At 69.7% G+C, this 1,579-nt stretch carries 1 protein-coding gene; it reads right to left on the bottom strand.

What is annotated here, in order from left to right:
• The coding region (locus tag A5713_RS00260; protein ID WP_156751687.1) for an amino acid adenylation domain-containing protein at positions 1-1,579 on the bottom strand (1,579 nt) is incomplete at both ends.

Here is a 1,579-nt window from a genome sequence, read left to right as displayed (position 1 = left end):
GATGCTGTCGCCGCCGAGTTCGAAGAAGGAGTCGTCGGTGCCCACGCGGTCGACGCCAAGGACCTCGGCGTAGATGCTCGCCAGGATTTCCTCGGTCGGGTTCTGCGGGGCGCGGTAGTCACCGGCGGCGTACTCGGGGGTGGGCAGCGCGCGGATGTCCAGTTTGCCGTTGGCGGTCAGCGGCAGCGCTTCCAGTCCCACGATCGCCGCGGGCACCATAAACGCCGGCAACCGCTGCGCCAAAGCGGTCCGCAGCTGAGCCGGATCGGCGGCACCGGTGACATAACCGACCAGACGCTTGTCACCGGGGCGATCCTCGCGGGCCACCACCACCGCCTGCCCCACGCCCTCGAGTGCGCCCAACGCCGCCTGGATCTCGCCCAACTCGATGCGATACCCGCGGATCTTGACCTGCTCATCGGCGCGGCCCAGATAACGCAACTGCCCATCAGCACCCCAGCACGCCAGGTCCCCGGTGCGATACATCCGCCTACCGGCCCCGCCGAACGGACAAGCCACAAACCGCGACCCGGTCAACCCCGCCCGACCCACATAACCGGTGGCCACCCCGGCCCCGGCGATATACAACTCGCCCACCACCCCCGGCGGCACCGGCCGCAACCAGCCATCAAGCACCAACAGCGCCGCCCCCGGCACCGGCGACCCGATCGGCGGCACGCCCAAGCCCGCCTCCAGCGGAGCGCTGATGGCCACGCACATCGTCGTCTCGGTCGGCCCATAGGCGTTGACCATCACCCGACCCGGCGCCCACCGATCCACCACCTCAGGCGGGCAGGCCTCCCCCGCCATCACCAACGCCACCCCGTCCAGACCGGCCGGATCCAGCATCGCCACCGCCGACGGCGTCTGCGTCAGCACCGTCACGCCCTCGGCGATCAACACCTCATGCAGATCCTCGGGCGAACGCGCGGTGTCCTCATCGACGACCACCACCTGCCCACCGCGCAACAGCGGGACGAAGACCTCCCACACCGACACATCGAACGCCAGCGAATGCGCATGCGACCACACCCCCGGCGCCGGCAAACCAGCGTCCAGCGACCCGATCAACTGCGTCACGTTGCGATGCGTCACCGCAACACCTTTAGGCACACCCGTGGTACCCGAGGTGTAAATCACATACGCCACCCCATCGGCATCCGGCTCGGGCAGGGCCGTGTGCGGCTCGGCGTCGATGCGCCGATCATCGACATCGATCACGCTGACCCCGCGACCCTCAAGACGCACCGCCAGATCCGCCGTGGTCACCACCGCCACCGGCGCGGCGTCACCGAGCATGAACCCGATCCGCGCATCCGGGGAGGAAGGGTCGATCGGCAGATACGCCGCCCCGGACTTGAGCACCGCCAGCATCGCCGCGACCGCCTCAGCCGACCGCGAAAAGAGCAGCGCCACAACCCGCCCCGGGCCCGCACCCTCGGCCACCAACAGATGCGCCAACCGATTCGACGCCTCATCCAGCTCCCGATACGACACCGACCCGCCCTCGCACACCAACGCCACCGCCCCCGGCGCACGCGCCACCTGCGCGGCGAACAACGAAGGCACCGACACCGGC

It is taken from the genome of Mycobacterium sp. E2497 (genome assembly GCF_001668695.1).
GTDB lineage: Bacteria > Actinomycetota > Actinomycetes > Mycobacteriales > Mycobacteriaceae > Mycobacterium.
Note: the sequence above shows the minus strand (reverse complement) of the source record. Positions and strands in the feature narration are given on the sequence as shown.